The organism is Ruegeria sp. A5 (assembly GCF_056543005.1).
In genome coordinates, this window is sequence record NZ_JBQGAV010000002.1 from 136077 (window position 1) to 151761 (window position 15685).

At 58.5% G+C, this 15685-nt stretch carries 18 protein-coding genes; 17 read left to right on the forward strand and 1 reads right to left on the reverse strand.

The window, feature by feature from the left end; all coding sequences use genetic code 11:
• The first annotated feature begins 6 nt into the window (after positions 1-6).
• The 3 genes from ACR0AY_RS06425 (at position 7) to ACR0AY_RS06435 (ending at position 2627) form a co-directional block, all read left to right on the forward strand.
• Complete coding sequence (locus ACR0AY_RS06425) at positions 7-1239, forward strand: MFS transporter (protein WP_170511419.1); 1233 nt, start codon at positions 7-9, stop codon at positions 1237-1239.
• A gap of 66 nt (positions 1240-1305) precedes the next feature.
• Entirely contained in the window at positions 1306-2178 is an 873-nt protein-coding gene (locus ACR0AY_RS06430; RefSeq protein ID WP_170511417.1) for a 50S ribosomal protein L11 methyltransferase, read from the forward strand.
• A 104-nt stretch (positions 2179-2282) separates the two neighbouring features.
• Positions 2283-2627 (forward strand): hypothetical protein, encoded by a 345-nt coding sequence (locus tag ACR0AY_RS06435; protein WP_170397406.1) that lies wholly within the window; start codon positions 2283-2285, stop codon positions 2625-2627.
• A gap of 108 nt (positions 2628-2735) precedes the next feature.
• Here ACR0AY_RS06435 and ACR0AY_RS06440 read toward each other — a convergent pair whose 3' ends face one another.
• Positions 2736-2951, reverse strand: coding sequence for a DUF1127 domain-containing protein (locus ACR0AY_RS06440; RefSeq protein ID WP_170397404.1), 216 nt, complete (start codon positions 2949-2951; stop codon positions 2736-2738).
• A 333-nt stretch (positions 2952-3284) separates the two neighbouring features.
• On the opposite strand from ACR0AY_RS06440, the gene ruvC reads away from it, so the two are divergent.
• The 14 genes from ruvC to ACR0AY_RS06510 all read left to right on the forward strand — a co-directional run bounded on the left by ruvC (position 3285) and on the right by ACR0AY_RS06510 (position 15615).
• A complete protein-coding gene (gene ruvC, locus ACR0AY_RS06445) occupies positions 3285-3782 on the forward strand; it encodes a crossover junction endodeoxyribonuclease RuvC (protein WP_170404395.1) in 498 nt (165 codons plus the stop codon).
• A complete protein-coding gene (gene ruvA, locus ACR0AY_RS06450) occupies positions 3779-4456 on the forward strand; it encodes a Holliday junction branch migration protein RuvA (RefSeq protein WP_170511415.1) in 678 nt (225 codons plus the stop codon). The genes ruvC and ruvA overlap by 4 nt, the downstream gene beginning before the upstream one ends.
• 16 nt (positions 4457-4472) lie before the next feature.
• Positions 4473-5492, forward strand: coding sequence for a Holliday junction branch migration DNA helicase RuvB (gene ruvB / locus ACR0AY_RS06455; protein WP_170397397.1), 1020 nt, complete (start codon positions 4473-4475; stop codon positions 5490-5492).
• 64 nt (positions 5493-5556) lie between these two features.
• The gene (locus ACR0AY_RS06460) at positions 5557-6180 is read left to right on the forward strand and encodes a hypothetical protein (RefSeq protein WP_170511413.1); all 624 of its coding nucleotides are present in this window, start codon (positions 5557-5559) and stop codon (positions 6178-6180) included.
• Positions 6177-6560: a tol-pal system-associated acyl-CoA thioesterase gene (gene ybgC / locus ACR0AY_RS06465; protein WP_170511411.1), complete on the forward strand. Its 384-nt coding sequence runs from the start codon at positions 6177-6179 to the stop codon at positions 6558-6560. Before ACR0AY_RS06460 ends, ybgC begins: the two co-directional genes overlap by 4 nt.
• Before the next feature lie 105 nt (positions 6561-6665).
• The gene (gene tolQ / locus ACR0AY_RS06470) at positions 6666-7361 is read left to right on the forward strand and encodes a protein TolQ (RefSeq protein WP_170589159.1); all 696 of its coding nucleotides are present in this window, start codon (positions 6666-6668) and stop codon (positions 7359-7361) included.
• Positions 7362-7363: 2 nt separating this feature from the next.
• Positions 7364-7834, forward strand: coding sequence for a protein TolR (tolR, locus tag ACR0AY_RS06475; protein ID WP_170511407.1), 471 nt, complete (start codon positions 7364-7366; stop codon positions 7832-7834).
• 15 nt (positions 7835-7849) lie between these two features.
• Entirely contained in the window at positions 7850-8959 is a 1110-nt protein-coding gene (locus ACR0AY_RS06480) for an energy transducer TonB (RefSeq protein ID WP_170511405.1), read from the forward strand.
• On the forward strand, positions 8956-10275 hold the full coding sequence (gene tolB / locus ACR0AY_RS06485) for a Tol-Pal system beta propeller repeat protein TolB (RefSeq protein WP_170511403.1): 1320 nt from the start codon (positions 8956-8958) through the stop codon (positions 10273-10275). The genes ACR0AY_RS06480 and tolB overlap by 4 nt, the downstream gene beginning before the upstream one ends.
• Positions 10276-10361: 86 nt before the next feature.
• The gene (gene pal, locus ACR0AY_RS06490) at positions 10362-10865 is read left to right on the forward strand and encodes a peptidoglycan-associated lipoprotein Pal (protein WP_170397385.1); all 504 of its coding nucleotides are present in this window, start codon (positions 10362-10364) and stop codon (positions 10863-10865) included.
• Between the two features lie 4 nt (positions 10866-10869).
• Positions 10870-11700 carry a tol-pal system protein YbgF gene (gene ybgF, locus ACR0AY_RS06495; RefSeq protein WP_170511580.1) on the forward strand — a complete coding sequence of 277 codons (831 nt, stop codon included), beginning with the start codon at positions 10870-10872 and terminating at the stop codon, positions 11698-11700.
• A complete protein-coding gene (gene tilS / locus ACR0AY_RS06500; protein WP_170511401.1) occupies positions 11697-12950 on the forward strand; it encodes a tRNA lysidine(34) synthetase TilS in 1254 nt (417 codons plus the stop codon). The genes ybgF and tilS overlap by 4 nt, the downstream gene beginning before the upstream one ends.
• A gap of 77 nt (positions 12951-13027) precedes the next feature.
• Positions 13028-14944: an ATP-dependent zinc metalloprotease FtsH gene (gene ftsH, locus ACR0AY_RS06505; RefSeq protein ID WP_170397380.1), complete on the forward strand. Its 1917-nt coding sequence runs from the start codon at positions 13028-13030 to the stop codon at positions 14942-14944.
• A gap of 95 nt (positions 14945-15039) precedes the next feature.
• Positions 15040-15615, forward strand: coding sequence for an MOSC domain-containing protein (locus ACR0AY_RS06510; protein WP_170511399.1), 576 nt, complete (start codon positions 15040-15042; stop codon positions 15613-15615).
• Positions 15616-15685: the final 70 nt, after the last annotated feature.

Below are 15685 nucleotides of genomic sequence, written 5' to 3' on the forward strand. Positions count from 1 at the left end.
ATCCTCATGCTGAAACCCATGCCCTTGTCTGAGGCGCAGAGTCTTCCGCTCTGGCGCCGCCCTATGACGCTCTTGTTCGTGATGGCGTTGACCATGCCGATCGCGTTTAACGCGTGGAGTGCATTGCTGAACAATTTCGTCATCGAGGCGGCGAACTTCGACGGGGCGGATATCGGGCTTTTGCACACGGTACGCGAGATTCCGGGCTTTCTGGCCGTTGGCGTGATCGCGGTGATCATTTTCATCCGCGAACAGGTACTGGCCATGATCTCATTGATGATGTTGGGCGTGGCGACGGCGGTGACGGCCTGGTTTCCCAGCCTTGGCGGGCTGCTGTTTGTGACGCTGTTCAGCTCGATCGGGTTTCACTACTATGAGACGGTGAACCAGTCACTGCAGCTGCAATGGCTGCCTAAAGACCGTGCGCCGCAGGTGCTTGGCTGGCTGGTGGCTATGGGCTCGGCTGCGACGGCTGTGGTCTATGGGTTGATCGTTCTGACATGGGACCGCTTCGACCTGTCCTATAACTTCGTGTTCATGGCGGCGGGCGGCGTGACGGCCTTGCTGGCATTGTTTTGCCTGATCGCTTACCCGCAATTCGACGCGCCGACGCCGCAGACCAAGAAGCTGATCCTACGCCGCCGCTACTGGCTGTATTATGCATTACAGTTCATGGCGGGCGCGCGGCGGCAGATTTTTGTCGTGTTCGCCGGTTTCATGATGGTCGAGAAATTCGGCTTTGAAGTGCACGAACTGACCAGCCTGTACTTGATCAATCTGATGATCAACATGATGGCGGCTCCGCTGCTGGGCAAGGCAGTCGCGCGGTTTGGCGAACGCCGCACGCTGATCTTTGAATATGCCGGGCTCGCGATCGTTTTCGCAGCCTATGGCGGCATCTACTGGTTTAGCTGGGGCGTGCTGCTGGCGGCGATTCTCTATGTGATCGACCATGTGCTGTTTGCTCTGGCGTTGGCTTTGAAAACTTATTTCCAGAAGATCGCCGACCCGGCGGATATTGCGCCCACTGCGGCGGTGGCATTTACCATAAATCATATCGCCGCTGTTTTCCTGCCAGCACTTTTAGGTCTGCTATGGGTCGTTTCGCCCGGCGCAGTGTTTGGTTTGGCCGCTGCAATGGCGATCATCTCGCTTCTGCTGTCACTACTGATCCCGCGTCATCCGGAACCGGGCAACGAAACCATCCTGTCGAAATACGCCCCCGCGCCCGCCGAATAAGCGACTCCGCTTGACCTTGGCGGTCGGTGCCCCTAGGCGCTGTTTCGATCGAAACAGGAGGCCCCCATGCCAACATTCACTGCTCTGACCACTTTGACCGGCAAGAAAGCCGCCGAAGGATTGGGCGAGGCGATGGAACGGCTGGACCCGGAACCAACCGGCGTCGGCGTGTTCGAGGTCGAGGATGGCTCGGGCCTGTGGGAAGTCGGCGGCTATTTTACCGAAACCCCGGATGAAACCGCGCTGGCGGTTCTGGCCGCCGCGTTCGTGGCCAAGCCCTTTGTGGTCTCGGAACTGCCCGAAACGGATTGGGTCGCCCATGTCCGCCGCGAACTAGCCCCGGTCGAGGCCGGTCGGTTTTTTGTTTATGGAAGCCATGATGCCGACAAACTGCCCGAAGGCCGCATTCCGCTGCTGATCGAAGCTGCGATGGCCTTTGGCACAGGGCACCATGGGACAACGCTTGGTTGCCTCACGGCTTTGGACCATCTTCTGGATGATGGGTTTACGGCCAGCAAGGTTGCCGACATCGGCTGTGGCACCGCCGTATTGGCGATGGCCGCAGCGCGGGTCTGGGAGGGCGATATTGTCGCCAGCGACATTGATGAGGTTGCCGTCGACGTGGCCGAGGCCAACCTTCGGGCGAACGGTATGGCGGGTGCGGTTAAATGCGTTGAAGCGGCAGGTTTCGATCACCCGGATCTGAAGGCGCGTGCGCCTTACGATCTGATATTCGCCAATATCCTAAAAGGTCCGCTCGTGGCCCTTTCGCCTGAAATTTCGGCGAACCTGCGGGGGGGTGGACAAGCGATTCTATCGGGAATCCTCAATGAACAGGCCGATGACGTGATCTCGGTTTATCTCCAAAACGGCTTCAATCTGGTTCGCCAGGATCGGATTGGTGAGTGGGCGACGCTAATCTTAAGCAAACAGGGCTGAATTTAGGCCATTTACGGGAGTTTTGTGGATTTTTGCCACGTTTTTGTCGCATTCTCTAATTACCGTCTTTCAATGCACTCGGGGGGCGGTTTTCGGAGGCTGCCATGACAGGAAAACAACTCGAATTCGATCAACGCATCTCGCGTTTGAACAAAAAGCACCAGAAACTCAGCCGCGGCTATCGCGCCACGTTGCGCTCAGACGGGCTGGTGGTGATGAAACCACAGCGTATGCGTTCAGCAGTTCCAGCGAGGGTTTTGTTGCTGTGTTTGGTTGGCTTCTTTGCCTTCAAGGCCTTTTTACTGTCTCATCTTGGCCCGACTGCGTACGAAACGCGTGTTGAAAGCCTGAATCAGGGCACGCCGGTTGAGAAAGCTGGCGCCTGGATCATGCAGGCCGATCCGGTGACCGCGTTTTTCTCGAGCCAACTGAACAAGGTATGGTTCTAACCGGATATCTTGCACCCTCCTAATAAAAACACCGCATGCCTCACGGCGTGCGGTGTTTCTGTTTGCCCCACAGGGAGGAGGAAGGGGCGTATGCGGTAGTCCGTTATCTCAGTAACGGCGGCCTTCGGCGACAACGTCGATGTCGCCGCGGCATAGTCCGATATCGTCCAGTTCGCGGTCAGAAAGACCGTTCAGCGCGTTACGGGTTGCGCGGGCGTCATTCCATTCAACAACGGCGTTTACAACCGATGCAAAAAGTGCGCCGATACGGCCGACGAGGCCGAATGAGCCAGTGGTGGTGCGGGTGGTATCCAGTGCAGCCATATCCTGTTTCCTTCTGGTTTGTGTTAAACTCTGATCTTGCGATCTGAGCGGCATCTAGTGATGAGTTTCGCCGTGCGCAAGCGCAGAAATTGCATGTGTCCTATGCATTTTTTGCAACGCTCGAAATTGATGAAAACCCCTTAAATCATTGGTTAAAGTTCGATCGGATAAGCGTCGAAAACGAACCTAACCCGGTCGCAAACAGGCCGCGAGGAACCGGAGGCGACATGAATGTCGGTTTTGGACCCTGAGTTGATTTCCTTGGAAAATGTTCACGCTTCGTGCTAGTCGATGAAAAAAGATCACACAAACCCGAGCAGGCCGAGACAAAACATGCGAATTCTGGGCATTGATCCAGGGCTTAGAACCTTGGGATGGGGCGTCATCGAATCGCATGGCAGCCGCCTGAGCCACGTTGCGAATGGATTGTGCAAATCCGATGGTGATGATCTGGGGGAAAGGCTGCTGTCGCTACACAATCAAATCGTCGAAGTCATCGCCGAGCACAATCCAGATCAGGCGGCAATTGAACAGACCTTCGTCAACAAAGATGGGGCCGGTACACTGAAACTGGGTCAGGCGCGTGGTGTTGCGCTTCTGACACTTGCACAGGCGGGTTTGCCGGTTGGCGAGTACGCCCCCAACCGCGTCAAGAAAACGGTGGTGGGCGTCGGCCACGCCGAAAAAGAGCAGGTTCTGCATATGGTCAAACTTCAACTACCCGGTTGTTCCCCCAAAGGGGCCGATGCTGCGGATGCTTTGGCGATTGCAATCTGCCATTCCTACTATGGCGCCGCACCACAGGCACGGATGAAAGAGGTACGCGCATGATCGGCAAGCTTACTGGACGGTTGGATTACCGCGCCGCGGATCACGTACTGATCGACGTGCGGGGGGTCGGCTATATCGTCTATTGCTCTGACCGGACCATGGCGGCCCTGCCGGGGGTGGGTGAGGCAATGTCGATCTACACCGATATGGTCGTGCGCGAAGACCTGATGCAGCTTTATGGTTTTCTGTCCTTGGTCGAGAAGGAATGGCACCGTCTGCTGTGCTCGGTTCAGGGTGTGGGTGCGAAGGTATCGCTGGCCATTCTTAGTGCGCTGGGGCCCGATGGTGTCAGCCGCGCGATTGCCTTGGGCGACTGGGGGGCCGTGAAGGCCGCAAAGGGTGTCGGCCCCAAGACCGCGCAGCGGATCGTGCTTGACCTCAAGGACAAGGCCCCGGGTGTGATGGCGATGGGCGGCACGGTGACCGAAGCGATGGATGGCCCGGCACTTGAAGTGGTTGAGACGACCGAGCCTGCGCCTGTACCGAAACGGGTGGCGAAACCGGCCTCGGGCGCTTCCGCTGCTTCTGCCGATGCGCTGTCGGCGTTGGGCAATCTGGGCTATGGACCGTCCGAGGCGGCATCGGCCGTGGCCGAGGCAGCGGCCAATATGCCAGATGCGGGCGAGGCCGATCTGATACGCGCCGCGCTGAAGCTACTGGCCCCCAAAGGCTGAGTGAAAGGGTAACTGAATGGTAGACGCCGATCCCGCCCTGCGCCCCGAGCCGATGCCCGAGGACAATGATCGCGCCCTGCGCCCGCAGGGCCTGGATGAGTTCATTGGTCAGGCCGAGGCGCGCGCCAACCTGCGCATCTTCATCCAATCGGCCCGCCAGCGCGGTGAGGCGATGGACCACACGCTGTTCCATGGCCCTCCGGGGCTGGGTAAGACAACGCTGGCGCAGATCATGGCGCGCGAATTGGGAGTGAATTTCCGCATGACGTCGGGGCCGGTTCTGGCCAAGGCAGGGGATTTGGCGGCGATCCTGACCAATCTGGAATCGCGGGATGTCTTGTTCATCGACGAGATTCACCGTCTGAACCCGGCGGTCGAAGAGGTGCTGTACCCCGCGATGGAGGATTTCGAGCTGGATCTTGTCATTGGTGAAGGTCCGGCGGCGCGGACTGTACGGATCGAGCTGCAGCCATTTACGCTGGTCGGGGCGACAACGCGGATGGGGTTGCTGACCACGCCGTTGCGCGATCGGTTTGGCATCCCGACCCGGCTGCAGTTCTATACGGTCGACGAGTTGCACGAGATCGTCACCCGCAATGCCCGCAAACTGGGCGCACCTGCGGATGACGAAGGCGCGCGTGAGATCGCGCGCAGGTCTCGTGGAACACCACGGATCGCCGGTCGTCTGCTGAGACGCGTGGTGGATTTTGCCATTGTTGAAGGCGATGGGCGGATTACGCGCGACTTGGCGGATGGGTCACTGACCCGGCTGGGGGTCGATAACCTTGGTCTGGACGGGGCCGACCGCCGGTATTTGAAGCTGATTGCCGAAAACTATGCGGGCGGGCCAGTGGGGATTGAAACACTCTCGGCGGCGTTGTCCGAAAGCCGGGATTCGCTGGAAGAGGTGATCGAGCCTTATCTCCTGCAGCAAGGCCTGATCCAGCGCACTCCGCGCGGACGGATGCTGGCGCAAAAGGCATGGACGCATCTGGGGATGGCTGCACCCAAAGGACAGAGCGATCTGTTTGGTTGAAGTGGGGCGCATTAGATTTTAAGCCTCAGGCGGTCGTATCTAAATCGAGAAGAAGGACTGGGGCGTGACACCCGATGAGATTGAGGCGCTGTTCACACGCGATAGCGGTGAGTTTCTGTTTGCGCGCTGGGGCAGACCCATCGTGCCCATCGTGTTTGGTGTCGAGGATGAAACGCTGTCGACCGTAAAAGGTGCGTTCGAGGCGGTTGTCACTCTGGCAAATCACAAGATGGCCGAGACGGATCCCGAACTGGGTGCCAATTGCATGGTGTTCTTCTTCCGTGAGTGGCAGGAATTGTTGGACGTGCCCGATCTGGATCGCCTGATCCCGGATCTGGCCCCACTGGTTGACCGGCTGGTGGCTGCCGATGCCAATCAGTATCGCATATTTCGGTTCGAGGATGACGGCGCTATCCGCGCGGCATTTGTGTTTTTGCGCATGGACAAAGAGCTGTCGAAAGTGCCGGCAGAAACGCTGGCGTTAAGCCAGGTTGTACAAACGATCCTGCTTTGGTCCGACACAGCTTTTCGCAGCGCCTCACCTCTGGCGATTGCTGGTGACGCGACGATCTTGCGGCCTGATATTGCCGCCTTGATCCGCGCCGCCTACGATCCGATTTTGCCCGGTGCGGCGCAGGATGCCTCTCATGCGTTGCGCTTGTTTGCCAGATTGGAGCCGCCGCAATGAAACACCTCTTCCCGGTTCGCGTGTATTACGAAGACACCGACATGGGCGGGGTGGTGTATCACGCGAATTATCTGAAGTTCATCGAACGCGCCCGGTCAGACTGGGTGCTGAAGCTGGGCAATGATCAGAACGCGATGCGGGACGCAGGCATTGTCTGGGTCGTGCGGCGGATCGAGGCGGATTATCTCGCCGCCGCTAGGTTTGAAGACGAGCTGATGGTCGAGACCGAGATGGTTTCGCTATCGGGCGCTCGGTTGACAATGTCGCAATTGGTCAAGCGTGGCGAGACCGAGATTTTCCGCGCCGAGGTAACGGCTGTCTGCATGAATGCGCAAGGTAAGCCCGTTCGTCTTCCGGCAGAGATTCGCGCATTGATGTAACATTTTCAGCCTCCGGGGTGGTTCTGTTGGCTTTTCATCTCCATCTGCGTTAGCGTTTGGCAAAACAAGGCCAAATGGCCATCAGGCAAAACAAAGAGCAGGTTCATGGAAGCTGAAACGCTGGCGCTGGCGCAGGAGATCGATTTCTCCATGTGGGGGCTGTATGCCCGCGCGACCTTTATCGTCAAACTGGTGATGTTGATGCTGATCGGTGCATCCATCTGGTCCTGGGGCATTATCATTCAGAAACTGATCAACTACCGAGCCGCGCGGCGCGAGGCGCAGGTATTCGATGAAAGCTTCTGGTCTGGCAATCCGCTGGATGAGCTGTTCGAACGGATCGGAACCCAGCCCGATGGCAGTTCCGAGAAGATTTTCGCGGCGGGGATGATCGAGTGGCGACGCTCGCACCGCACCGATGGCGGCTTGATCGCAGGGGCGACGGCGCGGATCGATCGCTCGATGGACGTGGCGATCGCGAAAGAGGCTGAGGGGCTGCAAAAAGGGTTGCCCATTCTGGCCACTGTCGGATCGACAGCGCCGTTTATCGGCCTGTTTGGCACCGTTTGGGGCATCATGAATGCCTTTATCGAGATTGCCGAGCAGCAGAACACAAACCTCGCCGTTGTGGCCCCGGGTATTGCCGAGGCGTTGCTGGCCACCGGTCTTGGCTTGCTGGCCGCGATCCCGGCGGTGATATTCTATAATAAACTCAGCGCAGACAGTGACCGCATCGTCGGCGGCTACGAGGCCTTTGCCGATGAATTCGCCACTATCCTGTCGCGTCAGTTGGATAGCTGACGATGGGTGCGGCAGTTCAGCAGAACTCGGGCGGGAACGGACGCAGGCGCGGACGGCGGCGCGGGCGCGCCCAACCGATGGCCGAGATCAACGTGACGCCCTTTGTTGATGTCATGCTGGTGTTGCTGATCATCTTTATGGTGGCGGCCCCATTGTTGACCGTCGGCGTACCTGTCGATCTGCCCAAGACTGCCGCAAGTGCCTTACCCGGTGACAACGAAGAGCCGCTGACCGTGACCCTGACCGCAGATGGGCGCGTGCAGATCCAGACCACGGATGTGCTGCGCGAAGAACTGATCGGTAAGCTGCGCGCGATCGCAGCTGAGCGCAGCAGCGACCGTGTGTTCTTGCGTGCTGACGGCGCGATTCCCTACGCGCAAGTGATGCAGGTCATGGGCGCTTTGAACGCGGGTGGGTTTTCCAACGTAGGCCTTGTGACCGATACCGGCGGGCCAACGCTGGACGAAGGGTGAGAGTGAGGCTGCGCGGTGGATACCGGCACCAAGATTTCGGCAATTGCGCATGTCAGCCTGATTGGCTGGGCGCTGATCGGCGGGACCTTCCGGTCCGAGCCGCTGCCGATGGCTGTACAGGATGTCTCGGTGATCTCGGCTGAGCAGTTTGCGGCCATGACCGCGCAACGCGAGGCACCCGAGGTGCCGACTGACCCGGCTGAACTGCAACAGCCTGCAGAACCTGATGAGATCGAAATACTGGACCCGACGCCGGAAGATACGCCCGAACCTGAGCAGGTTGCTCAACCCGAACCGGATCCGGAACCGGAACCAGAACCAGAAACAGAAACAGTGGAAATCCCACCTGAACCCGAACTGATAGAACAGCCTCCAACGCTTGAAGAGCCCGAGCCTGAGCTGGCGGCGCTTCCTGCGCCTCCGGGCCCAGAGGCAGAACCAAGCCCTGCGGATAAGATCGCGCCCGAGCAGATTGCTCCTCCTCCGCCTGAGGCCAAGCCGGATGACATTGAAACCCCTCCGGTTTCGCTGGATGAAGGGGCGGAAATCCAACAAGAACAGCAGGATCAAACGGCTCCAGAAGAGGCCGCGCCCGAGATCGTGACCGAGGCGGAAGAAGTCGAAGATCCGGCCCCGCGAACCTCTCCTCGTCCGCGCGTGCGCCCGAACCGACCGGCACCCCAGCCAGAGCCTGAGGTTGCAGAAACGCCCGAGCCCGCGCCGACTGAACCCGCGCAAAACGAGCAAGCGATAAATGACGCCTTGGCCGAAGCATTGGGCAATGGCACCGAACCTTCGGGCCCCCCACTGACTAGCGGTGAAAAAGACGCGATGCGGGTTGCGGTGTCGCGGTGTTGGAATGTCGGGTCCCTGTCGACGGATGCGCTGGAAACTGTGGTTGTTGTCGGGTTTTCGTTAACCCGAGATGGCAAAGTGGTTGGCGGCAGTTTGCAGCTACTCGACAGTACAGGCGGCTCGGCCGCATCAGCAAAACAAGCCTACGAAGCTGCGCGCCGCGCAATTTTGCGCTGTGGGTCTAAAGGATATGACCTACCTGCTGACAAATACGATCAATGGCAGGATATTGAGATTACATTCAATCCCGAGAGGATGCGGATCAAATGATGAAACTTCTGACCAGCCTCTTAATTGGCCTGACCCTTCTTTCGACCTCGGCCTACGCCCAAAGTGGCCCGCTGCGTCTGGAAATCGATGAAGGGATCATCGAACCTATGCCGTTTGCCGTGCCAAGCTTTGTGCCTGACGGTCCCTCGGCGGCACAATATGCACAAGATATCTCGCGGGTGGTCGTGTCTGACCTGACCGGAACGGGCCTGTTTCGTGAAATCTCGTCGGATGCATATATCAGCCGCGTCAGCAGTTTTGACGCGCCGGTACAGTTCGCTGATTGGAAGGCGATCAACGCTCAAGCACTGGTGACAGGGGCGGTCAACGTGTCGGGCAAGCGCCTGACGGTCCGGTTCCGGGTCTGGGATGTCTTCTCGGGGCAGGAACTCGGCAACGGTTTGCAGTTTGCAGGAACAACCGACGGTTGGAGGCGCATGGCGCATAAGGTCGCGGATCAGGTTTATACCCGGATCACGGGAGAGGGCGCCTATTTCGACAGCCGTGTCGCGTTCGTGTCGGAGAGCGGCCCAAAGGATCAACGGCGCAAACGGTTGGCCATAATGGATTACGACGGCGCTAATGTGCAGTATCTGACCGACAGCGCAGCGATTGTTCTGGCGCCTCGGTTCTCACCGACGGGCGACCAGTTGCTCTATACCAGCTACGAGACCGGTCAGCCGCGTATTTACGTTCTGGATGTCGGCCGCGTGAAGCGGCAGGAGTTGAAAACGCAGGAAGGCACCATGAGTTTCTCACCGCGCTTCTCTCCGGATGGTCGTTCAATTGTTTATTCGTTGACCCAAGGCGGAAACACGGATTTGTGGAAAATGGATCTGGCCTCGGGCCAAAGCGTGCGACTGACCAATACGCCCGCGATTGAAACTGCACCAAGCTATGCGCCAGATGGCAGTCGGATCGTGTTTGAAAGCGACCGGTCGGGCACTCCGCAGCTTTACATCATGCCCGCCAACGGAGGCGAGGAAACGCGGATCAGTTTTGGGCAAGGCCGCTATGGCACGCCGGTCTGGTCTCCTCGCGGGGACTTGATTGCCTTTACCAAGCAGAACAAAGGTCGCTTCCACATCGGTGTTATGCGCACGGATGGCAGCGAAGAGCGCCTTTTGACCGCCTCGTTCCTGGACGAAGGTCCCACATGGTCGCCAAACGGGCGGGTCATCATGTTCACCCGCGAAACGCAGGGGGCAAGCGGTCGATCGACGCTTTACTCTGTGGATATTTCGGGCCGTAACTTGCGTCCTGTTAGAACGCCGGATGGCGGTAGCGACCCGTCTTGGGGGCCACTGCAGAATTGATCGGAACAGACAGCAGGTAAAGTTCACAACAAACCCGCAATGTGGTAGAAGCGCGGCAATAAACAACGAAACACGAGGCACTTGAGATGAAACTGTTGAGCAAAGTCGCGGCAATTGGGGCGCTGACCCTGATTGCGGCCTGTTCCAATAATGATCCGTCGGCTCTGGGTGGCGGCGCTGGTGGCAGCGGCGCGCTGGTTCCGGGCTCACCCAGTGATCCGCGCTCACCGGCTTATTTCCAGCAGACAGTTGGTGACCGGGTTCTGTTCGCGGTCGATCAGTCCACGCTCAGCCCGCAGGCGCAAACGATTCTGCAAGGGCAGGCCGATTGGCTGCTCGCCAACCCGGACTTTGTCGCCAATATCGAAGGCCATGCAGACGAGCAGGGCACGCGCGAATACAACCTTGCGCTTGGAGCTCGTCGGGCCAATGCAGCGCGGGAGTATCTGATCTCACGCGGGGTGGCAGGCAACCGGTTGACCACCGTAAGCTATGGCAAGGAACGCCCGATCGAAATTTGCAGCACCGAGGATTGCTATTCGAAAAACCGCCGCGCGGTGACGGTGCTGACCGGTTCAACCTTGGGGTAAGATGATGCGAATTGCAGGATTGGTTCTGGCGGCGGTTGTGGCCGTCGCTGGTGTGGCACAGGCTCAGGATCAGCAGACGCTGGCGGATATCCGTCAGGAATTAACCGTGCTGCATGTGGAAATTCAGCGTCTCAAGCGCGAGTTTTCAACCACTGGGTCCCCCGCGCCAAACCTGTCCGGCAGTTCCGTGCTTGAGCGCGTTGATGCGATCGAGGCAGAATTGCAGCGCCTGACACGCCAGACCGAGCAGTTGAACCAAAGGGTGCAGAATGTCGTGACCGATGGCACCAATCGTATAGGTGATTTGGAGTTTCGTCTGGTTGAACTTGAAGGCGGTGATCTGAGCGCGCTGGGCGAAACCTCAACGCTGGGTGGTGAGACATCGACCGATGTGGCTGTGGCACCCACCCCCAACCCTACGCAACCCACGGTCACTGATCAGGGGGAGCTTGCAGTCGGTGAACAAGCGGATTTTGATGCCGCTTCGCAGGCCCTGGTGGATGGAGATTTCCAGACCGCGGCCGATCTGTTTGCGCAATTCGACCAGTCCTATCCGGGCAGCCCGCTGGCGAGCCAAGCCAACCTGCGGCGCGGGCAGGCGCTGAAAGGGGTAGGCGATACACGCGAAGCGGCGCGCGCCTTTCTGGCCAGCTTCACGGGCGACTCCGAAGGGCCTCTGGCACCCGAGGCGTTGTTTGAGTTGGGCGCAGCGCTTGGACAGCTGGGCCAAACCGATCAGGCTTGCATCACCCTCGGCGAAGTTGGCGTACGGTTCCCGACCTCGGCACCAGCTGCTTCGGCCACACAAGAAATGGCAACACTGGGCTGTTCTTGACCTCTGACACCGATACGCTTCGGGCCAATTTGCGGGCAGGTCTGCCCGATCCACTGCCGCGCCGTCTGGGGGTGGCGGTATCAGGGGGCAGTGATTCGACTGCCCTGTTGCGATTACTTGTTGATATCGCGCGACAAGAGCAGATCGAGCTGTTTGCGGCGACCGTTGATCACGGTCTGCGAGCTGAATCTGCCTCAGAGGCCTTGGCCGTCGCGACACTGGCGCAGCGCTTAGGCATTCCTCATGAAACGCTGAAATGGCAGGGGTGGGATGGATCCGGAAATCTGCAGGATCAGGCGCGGCGTGCGAGATACCGGTTGCTGGTCGCGTGGGCCGAATCGAAGGGCCTAGAGGCAGTTGCGCTGGGCCACACGGAGGATGATCAGGCTGAAACGGTACTGATGCGGCTGGCCCGTGCTTCGGGCGTTTCGGGGCTTTCGGCCATGGCTGTATCGCGAAAAGAAGGTCTGGTCACATTGCTGCGCCCATTGCTGTCCACGACACGCTCCGATCTTCGGGAATATCTGACTGTGCAAGGTATTTCGTGGATTGATGATCCGTCGAATCAGGACCCTCGTTTTGACCGGATCAAAGCCCGCCAGGCACTTTCCGGATTAAATCAAATCGGGATCACGGCAGAGTCATTATCACGGGTCGCTGAAAATATGGCGCAAGCGCGTGAAGCATTGGCGCAATACGCGCAAGAATCCGCTTTACGGTGCATGACGGTGACGGATGGCGATCTTTGCATTGATCGCGAAGGTTTCGAAACTCTGCCCGAAGAAATCCGTCGTCGGCTTGTGACCGCGTCTGTTTCATGGATCGCAGGGGGAGAGTATCCGCCACGACACAAAGCGGTGGATCAAGTGTTGGATGCGATTTCGTCTGCTCAGACGGCCACCCTGGGGGGATGCATTTTAATCCCGGAAGGCAAAAAAACTTGGATTTGCAGAGAGCTAAACGCCGTCAGCAATCAGCACGCGCGCCCCTCAGAACCTTGGGACAGGCGTTGGATTATATCCGGGCCAAAAACTGAAGATGCGGAAATCCGGGCGCTTGGTGAGGATGGTATATTGCAGCTGGAAAACTGGCGCTCTGTGGGCAAACCTCGCGCTGCAGTGTTGTCGACGCCCTCGGTCTGGGCCGAAGGCACGCTATTGGCTGCACCCCTGGTCGGTTTTGCAAACGAATGGCGGGCTGAACTACTTCCAGAAAGGTCCGACTTCGATGCGGTGATTTTATCTCATTGAACCTGCCACAATCCTCTCTATTTTAAGGAACAACCCCGGCAGGTCCCCACCTGCCGAAACCTTTCGGGAGATTTTCCTTGGGCAACGCTCGCAACATCGCCTTCTGGGTCGTTCTGTTTCTGCTGATCCTGGCACTGTTCAACCTGTTCAGTGGACCCAGCGGGTCGCTTCAGAACAATGAACGCACCTATTCCGAATTCGTCAGCGCCGTGGACGCCGGAGACGTCACCAGCGTGACGCTGGATGGCGAACAGATCCGCTATCGCACGAATGAGAATCAGGACTTTGTCACCATCAAACCCACCGATGCCGAGGTGACGAAGCTGCTGATCGACAAGAACATCCCCGTACGTGCTGAAAAACAGCAGCAATCGGGTTTCCAGTCGTTCCTGATCACGCTGCTGCCTTTCCTGCTGCTGATCGGTGTCTGGGTCTATTTTATGAACCGGATGCAGGGTGGCGGCAAAGGTGGTGCGATGGGTTTTGGCAAGTCCAAGGCCAAGATGCTGACCGAAAAGCATGGCCGGGTGACGTTCGACGACGTTGCGGGCATCGACGAGGCCAAGGAAGAGCTGGAAGAGATCGTGGAATTCCTGCGCAACCCGCAGAAATTTTCGCGTTTGGGCGGTAAGATTCCCAAAGGCGCGCTGCTGGTTGGCCCTCCGGGCACTGGTAAGACGCTGCTTGCCCGTGCGATTGCGGGCGAGGCGGGTGTGCCGTTCTTTACGATCTCGGGTTCCGATTTCGTTGAAATGTTCGTTGGTGTTGGTGCATCGCGTGTGCGTGACATGTTCGAGCAAGCCAAGAAGAACGCGCCTTGTATCGTCTTCATCGACGAAATTGACGCCGTGGGGCGCCATCGTGGTGCTGGCTATGGCGGCGGTAACGACGAACGCGAACAGACTCTCAACCAGCTGCTGGTTGAGATGGACGGTTTCGAGGCCAATGAAGGCGTGATCATTCTGGCGGCCACCAACCGGAAGGACGTTCTGGACCCTGCGCTGCTGCGTCCGGGCCGGTTTGACCGCAACGTGACTGTTGGCAACCCCGACATCAAAGGCCGCGAAAAGATTCTGGGCGTGCACGCGCGCAAGACGCCTCTGGGTCCCGATGTCGACCTGCGCATTATCGCGCGCGGCACGCCGGGCTTTTCGGGTGCTGATCTGGCGAACCTCGTGAACGAGGCCGCATTGATGGCCGCCCGCGTCGGTCGTCGCTTTGTCACCATGGAGGACTTTGAGAACGCCAAAGACAAGGTGATGATGGGGGCCGAGCGCCGTTCGATGGTGCTGACGCAGGACCAGAAGGAAAAAACCGCCTATCACGAGGCCGGCCATGCCGTTGTGGGTCTGGAACTGCCGCTGTGCGATCCGGTCTATAAAGCGACCATCATTCCGCGCGGTGGAGCGCTGGGTATGGTTGTGTCGCTGCCCGAAATGGATCGTCTGAACTATCATCGCGATGAGTGTGAGCAGAAGCTGGCCATGACCATGGCCGGTAAAGCCGCTGAAGTGATCAAGTATGGTGAGGACCACGTCTCGAATGGCCCTGCGGGCGATATCATGCAGGCCAGCCAGTTGGCGCGCGCCATGGTGATGCGCTGGGGCATGTCCGACAAGGTCGGCAACATCGACTATGCCGAGGCGCATGAAGGCTATCAGGGCAACACCGCCGGGTTCTCGGTATCGGCCCATACCAAAGAGCTGATCGAAGAAGAGGTAAAGCGCCTGATCCAGCAAGGCTATGAACGCGCGCACAAGATCCTGACCGACAAGAACGAGGAATGGGAGCGACTGGCGCAAGGCCTGCTTGAGTATGAGACCCTGACCGGCGAGGAGATCAAGCGCGTCATGAATGGCGAACCGCCCACCGAAAGCGATGATGAGGGTGACAGCCCCGATGAGGGCAACGCCCCCAGCGTAACTGCCATCCCGAAGACCAAGTCCAAGAAATCGCCGCCAGATGGCGGGATGGAACCAGAACCCACTGCATAATTGCAAAACCCGGAGCCAGCCTCCGGGTTTTCTCTTTTCATCAGGGCTTTGCTAGGCATTATGCCTGCTAACCTGTGATTGAAGGGGGGCGCCTCATGCCATTCTTGCGTGAAACAGAATATTCAGCCGAGGTGGTATGGCTGGGCCATGTTCCAGCAGGCCAGTCTTTGCGGGCCAAGCCTGTCAACGATTTGGACCTGAATTTTGATGGCGTTCAGGGGGAACGGCATCAGGGGCTCAATAGGGCGTCCTGTGTTCGAGTAGCGAATCTCTATCAAAAGGGCACCGAGATCCGGAATGTGCGGCAACTGTCAGTGCTGTCGGCAGAGGAATTGGGTGATATTGCGGCTGAGATGGAGTTGGCAACGCTTGATCCGTCTTACCTTGGGGCTTCGATTGTCCTGAAGGGCATTCCCGATTTCTCTCATATCCCTCCATCTTCGCGGTTGCAGGCCGAGAGCGGTTTAACGATCACTGTGGACATGGAAAACGCCCCCTGCGTTCTTCCGGGCCGTGAGATCGAGGCGGATCACACTGGTTACGGGGCGGCATTCAAACCTGCGGCCAAAGGGCGACGCGGGATAACGGCTTGGGTCGAACGTCCGGGGGCTCTGAAACGCGGCGACAAGATGCAATTGTTTGTGCCGGATCAGCCCCTTTGGAACCCTTAGGTTCAATCCGTTTCCGATTTGCGCATTACGATTTCTCGCAACGCCGTTTCGCGGCATGAAAATGTCGGAA